This is a genomic window from Caballeronia hypogeia, from assembly GCF_001544875.2.
GTDB lineage: Bacteria > Pseudomonadota > Gammaproteobacteria > Burkholderiales > Burkholderiaceae > Caballeronia > Caballeronia hypogeia.
This window is the reverse complement of the sequence record NZ_FCOA02000067.1, coordinates 1-6,110: the sequence shown is the minus strand read 5'-3', so window position 1 is coordinate 6,110 and position 6,110 is coordinate 1. Positions and strand designations below refer to the sequence as shown.

Genomic DNA, 6,110 nt, shown 5'->3' with positions numbered 1-6,110 from the left:
GGTCGGGCGACGATGCGGCTACGTTCGCTTCGCTGGCCGAGGTGGGGCTCGGGAGGTCGAGGGATTGGGTGTACATGGCGGCACTCGGTCCTGGATGGTCGCTGTCCGGCGATTATAAACCGACCGGACGGTCGGTAAATAGAATTTTGAGACGTGTCGGGGTAATTCCGCATGGGACGTGCGCGCGGGCATCGCACGCGATCGGGTGCGATGCCCGCGCGCGCTACTAATCTAGTGCAGACGAGGAAGGCTTGCCGGACGGCTGAGAAAACTGCGAAAGAGCGGCGACGATCGCGCCGCTCGGAGGGGGTGGACGTTCAGCGCGCTTAGCGCGACTGTTGCGCGGCGAAATCCTCGGCGTCGACGTCGTAGCCCGACGGCTCCCAGCGCACCGCGAACAGCGCGACGAGACCCGCAAGCGGCGCAACCGCGATGATCCAGAACACTTTCGTCCCGAGCGCCGCCGACAACACCGGGAACAGGAACAGCGACACGGTCGAACTCGCGCGCATCAGCGTCTGGTTGAAGCCGACGCCCACACCGCGCAGCGAAGTCGGATAGCTGAGCGACGCGAACGTCATGCTGTGCGAGCCCGGTCCGACGCCCTGGCCGAGCAGGAACGCCGCGAGGAACGCGATCGCGACGACAACCTCGACGCCGTTCGACGGCTTGCCGACGATCGCGAGCCCGACGAGCGCAGCCAGCTGAAATGCATAACCGACGACCGACAGGTTCCACGCGCCGTACTTCGGTACTGTACGCACGGAGAACAGACCGCCCGCGAACGCGAAGCACAGGTTCAGCGCGAGCGACGCGAGAATCGTCGTCAGCATGGATTGCGCGAGGAAGCTGGAAATGATCACCGGCAAGCCGAACGCGACGGCGTTATACGCGAACGACGACGCAATCGCGATGACGGTCGCGAGCACAGTCCGGCGCAAATACACGCCGCGCAGCAGCGCGCCGTAGTTGCTCCAGGTCGCGCGACGGGCCTTGGACGGCGCGACCGCGGCATCGTCGACGCGGGCATCGATGCCGTAGGAGCGCTTGAGAATCGCAGCCGCGCCTTTCAGATCGCCCTGATTCGCGGCCCAGACCGGCGATTCGCTCATATAACGGCTGCGAATCGCGATGATCGCGATCGCCGGCACCGCGCCGAACCCGAGAATCAGCCGCCAGAGCCAGCCGGCGTTGTGCTCCGGCAAGACCGCGTACAAACCGAGCACCAGCAAATACGAGACGCTGATCGCCGCATACCAGACGGGGCACCACATCGCGACGCGCGCCGCTTTGTTTCCGCGCCCTTGGAGACGGGAGAACTCCGCGAGAAAGGCCATCGCGACGGGCAGGTCGATGCCGACGCCCAGTCCCATCACGAAGCGCGCGCCGCCGAGCACCCATGCGTTCGGCGCAAACGCGCACGCGATCGCGGCGACGACGAAGAAGAACATATCGGCCATGAACACGCGATAGCGCCCCACTTTATCGGTGAGATAGCCGCCGAGAAACGCGCCGATGATCGCGCCGAACGTGATCGCTGCCGCGACGAAGCCCGCGCCCGTCGGCGTGAGCGAGAACTCGCGGGCGATGTCCTTCATGCCGAACGCGAGCGCGCCGAGATCGTAGGCATCGAGAAAAATGCCGCCGAGCGCGATGGCGACGACGACGCGCGCATCGCTGCCGATCGCGGCGCCGTGGTTGACGAGGTTGGAGACATCGGCGGCGCTTTTGATGACGGGCCGGGAATCCGGTGCGGCAGGGCGGGAAGCGGCGCGTTCGGGCGCGAGAGAAACGGACATGATCTGACGAATTCGGTGAAAAGTTGTCGATGCAACGCGCGCGGCCGGCCAAATTCTTTTTTGTTATTTAATGACTTACGACGCGGCTGCAATGCTTTTCAGCACGCCGCGCATGTGCATGAAACGTGCGATGCGACAATGTCGCTCCGTTTTGCTTCTAATCAATCAGGCATGTCGTCAGTGGAAAACATCGAATCGGTGCGCGTCGCGGTAGTGGGCGGCGGCCCGGCGGGGCTCATGGCGGCCGAGGCGCTCGCGGCGGGCGGCGTGAGCGTCGATGTGTTCGACGCGATGCCGTCGGTCGGCCGCAAATTCCTGATGGCCGGCAAGGGCGGCATGAACCTCACGCACTCCGAGCCCGCCGACGCGTTCCTTGCCCGCTACGGCGAGCGCAGCGCGGACATCGCGCCGCTGCTCGCCCGTTTCGATGCCGCCGCGCTGCGCGAATGGGTGCACGGACTGGGCGTGGAGACGTTCGTCGGCAGTTCGGGCCGCGTGTTTCCGACCGACATGAAAGCCGCACCGATGCTCCGCGCGTGGCTGCATCGGCTGCGGGCGTCGGGCGTGACGTTCCACATGCGGCATCGCTGGCTCGGCTGGGCGGACGAGGGTGCGTCGATATCGCGTTTCGCGACGCCATCGGGCGAAAAGTGCGTCCGGCACGACGCGCTGGTGCTCGCGCTCGGCGGCGCGAGCTGGCCACGGCTCGGCTCGGACGGTGCCGTGCTGCCGATTCTCGCGGCGCGTGGCGTCGCAGTGCGGCCATTCGTGCCGTCCAATTGCGGTTTCGACGTCGGCTGGAGCGAGCATTTCAGCAGCCGCTTCGCGGGCGAGCCGCTCAAATCGGTCTCCATCGGCGTGCCGGACGCAGACGGCGCGCTCCACTGGCGCGTCGGGGAATGCCTGATCACGGATCAGGGCATAGAGGGCAGTCTGATTTATGCGCTGTCGGCGCCGATTCGGGATCGGATCGCCACGAGCGAAGGCGCGGGCGCGGACATTTTCATCGACCTCGCGCCGCAGTTTTCGGCTGAGCGCGTGCGTGACGAAGTGCTGCATCCGCGCGGCGCTCGCTCGATCTCGAGTCATCTGCAAAGCCGGCTGCATCTGACCGGCGTGAAGGCGGCGCTGCTGCGCGAGTGTCTGAGCAAGGAGGAATTCGGGGATCTCGACACGCTCGCCGCGCGGATCAAGGCGCTGCCGCTGCGCGTGCTGCGGCCGCGCCCGATCGAGGAAGCGATCAGCAGCGCGGGCGGAGTCGCATTCGAGGCGCTCGACGCGCGCGCCATGTTCAGCGCGCTGCCTGGCGTGTTCTGCGCGGGCGAGATGCTCGACTGGGAAGCGCCGACCGGCGGCTATTTATTGACGGCGTGCTTCGCGAGCGGGCTCGTCGCGGGCGAGGGCGCGCTCGCGTGGCTCGCGGAACGCGGCGGCTGATTCACGCGTTTCACGCGGCGACCAGCCGCCACAGCGAGGTCACTTCCTTGACACGCGCGGCGTATAGCGGATCGGTCTTGTCGGTCGCGCGCGGATGCTGCGGCTTGACGTCGATACGGCCATCCACCTTCAGGCCCGCCTTGTCGATCCATTCCTGCAACTGCGCACGCGTGCGCAGGCCGAGATGTTCCGCGAAGTCCGACAGAATCAGCCAGCCTTCACCGCCCGGCGTCAGATGCGCGGCGAGTCCGCCGAGAAAGGCGCGCAGCATGCGGCTGTCGGGATCGTAGATCGCATGCTCGATTGACGAGCTCGGCCGCGCCGGCAGCCAGGGCGGATTGCACACGATCAGCGGCGCGCGACCTTCGGGGAACATGTCCGCCTCGACCACTTTCACTTGCCGCTCGAGCCCTAGCCGCGAGACGTTTTCGCGCGCGCAGGCGAGCGCGCGGGCATCGACTTCGGTGGCCACGACGCGTTCGACGCCCCGTCGCGCCAGCACCGCCGCGAGCACGCCCGTGCCGGTACCGATATCGAACGCGAGCTCGCGTGCGGGAAGCGGCTGATTCGCGACGAGATCGACATATTCGCCGCGCACCGGCGAGAACACGCCGTAGTACGGGTGGATCTTGCCGCCGACCGCGCTGATGTCGACCCCTTTCTTGCGCCACTCGTGCGCGCCGATCAGCCCGAGCACCTCGCGCAGCGACACGACTGACATCTCATCCGACGGCGGCCCGTACGCTTCCTCGCAAGCCTGACTCACATTCGGTGCGCGGCGCAGCGGAATTGCGTACTGCTCGTCGAGCGGCAGCACGAGCATCGCGAGGCTGCGCGCGCGCTGCGATTGCGCGAGACGATGGAGATTGAAAGAGTCGATGGGCGCGGCTTCCGTCGCGGGCTTCTTCGCCCGGCGCGGTTTGTTGTCGATGCGGCGCGCCATCGCCTGCAGCAGTTGGCGCGCATTCTGGAAGTCGCCGCGCCAGAGAATCGCGGTGCCTTCGCAGGCGAGGCGATAGGCGTGATCGGCGGTCATCTGATCGTGTCCGATGACGAGCCGCTTCGGCGGCGGGTTGCCGCTTTCCGATCGCCAGAGGGCGGAGTGCCGTGCGCCGTCTTCTTCCCAGTCGAGTCGTTGCGGTGCGGTGTTTTTCGATTGCATATATGTATCGATGCCTGATGCGCTGGCCGCCACGGGCCGGCGAAAAATGAACTGGCAGCATTGTGAGGCCATTTCGGGCGCGCCGTTGCAGTGTGTGAGTTTTCCCGCCGGCGCGCGGCGCGGACGCGTTGACAATTAAGGCACAATCGAGCCTTTTCCCCCGACGTCGCCGAATGAAACTCCGAGTTCTCGCCGCGATCTGCGCGGCCGCGCTTGTCGCGCAGTTCAATGTCGTGTCGCACGCGTTCGCCGCGGAAACCGCCGATGCACCCGCCAACGAACGCTGGGTCAGCGCATGGGGCACCGCGCTGCAGTCGATTCCGCAACTGGCGAATCTGCCGCCGCTGTATCGCGCGCCGGATGTCGCGGGACGCACCGTCCGCCAACTGGTCTATCCGCAACTCGACGGTAAGCGCGTGCGCCTCAGGATCAGCAATCTATATGGGACGGAGCCGCTCGTCGTCGAATCGATGAGCGTGGCGCGCGCAGTCGGAGGCGCGAGCCCGGCGATTCGGGCCGGCAGTGCACGGCCTGTGCTGTTCGGCGGGCACAAGAGCGCGACGGTCGCGCCGGGCGCGCAGATCACGAGCGACGCCGTGAGTTTCGACGTCGGCGCGCAGCAGCCACTGGCCGTCAGCATGTTCATGGGGAAGGATCAGAAGCTGGTGGCGTGGCATCGCGTGGCGAGCCAGGTCAATTACATCTCGACCCCCGGCGACCATACCGACGACGCATCGAACGGGGCGTATCGGGCGCGCTTCACGCAATACGCGTGGCTGACGAATGTGGCGGTAGAGAGTCAGTCCGCGCAAGCGGTGGTCGCGATCGGCGATTCGATCACCGACGGCATGCGCTCCACCCTGAACGCCAACCGGCGCTGGCCCGACGCGCTCGCGAAACGGCTTGCGGGCAAGGGGGGCGGCGAGACGGCGATCGTGAATGCGGGCATCAGCGGGAATCGCTTGCTGAGCAATTCGCCGTGCTATGGCGAGGCGGTCGTAAGCCGCTTCGAGCGCGACGCGCTTCGTCAGCCGGGCGTGCGGGCGGTCGTCGTGCTGATCGGCATCAACGACATCAACTTCATGGCAATGCCCGCGCACGCCGGCCTCGACTGCGACGCGCCGCACACCGAGGTCAACGCGGATGCGCTCGTGCGCGGCTATCAGCGACTGATCGCGCAGGCGCACCAGCGTGGCATCAAGATCTACGGCGCGACGTTGACGCCCGCGTCGCTGCCACCCGAACGCGAGGCGATCCGTACGGCGGTGAACGAATCGATCCGCTCGAGCCGCGCATTCGACGGCGTGATCGACTTCGATCAGGCGCTGCGCGATCCGGCGCGCCCGAGCGTGCTGCAGCGTCGCTATGACAGCGGCGATCACATTCATCCGAGCGATGCGGGCTACGCAGCGATGGCTGCGGCGGTGCCGGTCGAATACGTCACCGGGACGGCGAAGGCAGGGCGCTGAAGCTACGACGAAAAAACTTGCTTCACCACCTTGTCATTCGCGTGTGCTTGGCCTACTATTCAGCCCCTCGTCGCAAGACGGGGAGCCGCCGACGAAACAGGCGGCCTCCAAAGTCGGCAAATTTTGAAGCGAAAGCTAAAAAATAGTGTTGACAAGGAGAAAAAGATTCTTCATAATCTCGTTTCTCTGCTGCTGACAACGCAGCGACGCAAGGCGGAAGTTGATGTGATGACTCTGTTTTGC

Annotated in this window: 5 protein-coding genes; 2 read left to right on the top strand and 3 right to left on the bottom strand. The window is 66.0% G+C overall.

Features of this window, described 5'->3' with window-relative positions; translation table 11 throughout:
- Window positions 1–326 precede the first annotated feature (326 nt).
- Window positions 327–1,799, bottom strand: a complete 1,473-nt coding sequence (locus tag AWB79_RS37715) for an MFS transporter (protein ID WP_061172563.1) — start codon at window positions 1,797–1,799, stop codon at window positions 327–329.
- A gap of 171 nt (window positions 1,800–1,970) precedes the next feature.
- Here AWB79_RS37715 and AWB79_RS37710 point away from each other — a divergent pair, with 171 nt between their 5' ends.
- Window positions 1,971–3,236: a TIGR03862 family flavoprotein gene (locus AWB79_RS37710; RefSeq protein ID WP_061172562.1), complete on the top strand. Its 1,266-nt coding sequence runs from the start codon at window positions 1,971–1,973 to the stop codon at window positions 3,234–3,236.
- A gap of 10 nt (window positions 3,237–3,246) precedes the next feature.
- On the opposite strand, the gene AWB79_RS37705 is transcribed toward AWB79_RS37710, so the two are convergent.
- Entirely contained in the window at window positions 3,247–4,398 is a 1,152-nt protein-coding gene (locus AWB79_RS37705) for a methyltransferase (protein ID WP_061172564.1), read from the bottom strand.
- 173 nt (window positions 4,399–4,571) lie between these two features.
- On the opposite strand from AWB79_RS37705, the gene AWB79_RS37700 reads away from it, so the two are divergent.
- Window positions 4,572–5,867, top strand: coding sequence for an SGNH/GDSL hydrolase family protein (locus tag AWB79_RS37700; protein WP_061172561.1), 1,296 nt, complete (start codon window positions 4,572–4,574; stop codon window positions 5,865–5,867).
- Between the two features lie 55 nt (window positions 5,868–5,922).
- Here AWB79_RS37700 and AWB79_RS40740 read toward each other — a convergent pair.
- The coding region (locus tag AWB79_RS40740; protein WP_232471148.1) for a hypothetical protein at window positions 5,923–6,110 on the bottom strand (188 nt) is incomplete at its 5' end.

Excerpts from the sequence above, each read along its gene's own strand:
- AWB79_RS37715 (WP_061172563.1), bottom strand. The coding sequence starts at position 1,799 with ATGTCCGTTTCTCTCGCGCCCGAACGCGCCGCTTCCCGCCCTGCCGCA.
- AWB79_RS37700 (WP_061172561.1), top strand. The coding sequence starts at position 4,572 with ATGAAACTCCGAGTTCTCGCCGCGATCTGCGCGGCCGCGCTTGTCGCG.
- AWB79_RS37705 (WP_061172564.1), bottom strand. The coding sequence starts at position 4,398 with ATGCAATCGAAAAACACCGCACCGCAACGACTCGACTGGGAAGAAGAC.
- AWB79_RS37710 (WP_061172562.1), top strand. The coding sequence starts at position 1,971 with ATGTCGTCAGTGGAAAACATCGAATCGGTGCGCGTCGCGGTAGTGGGC.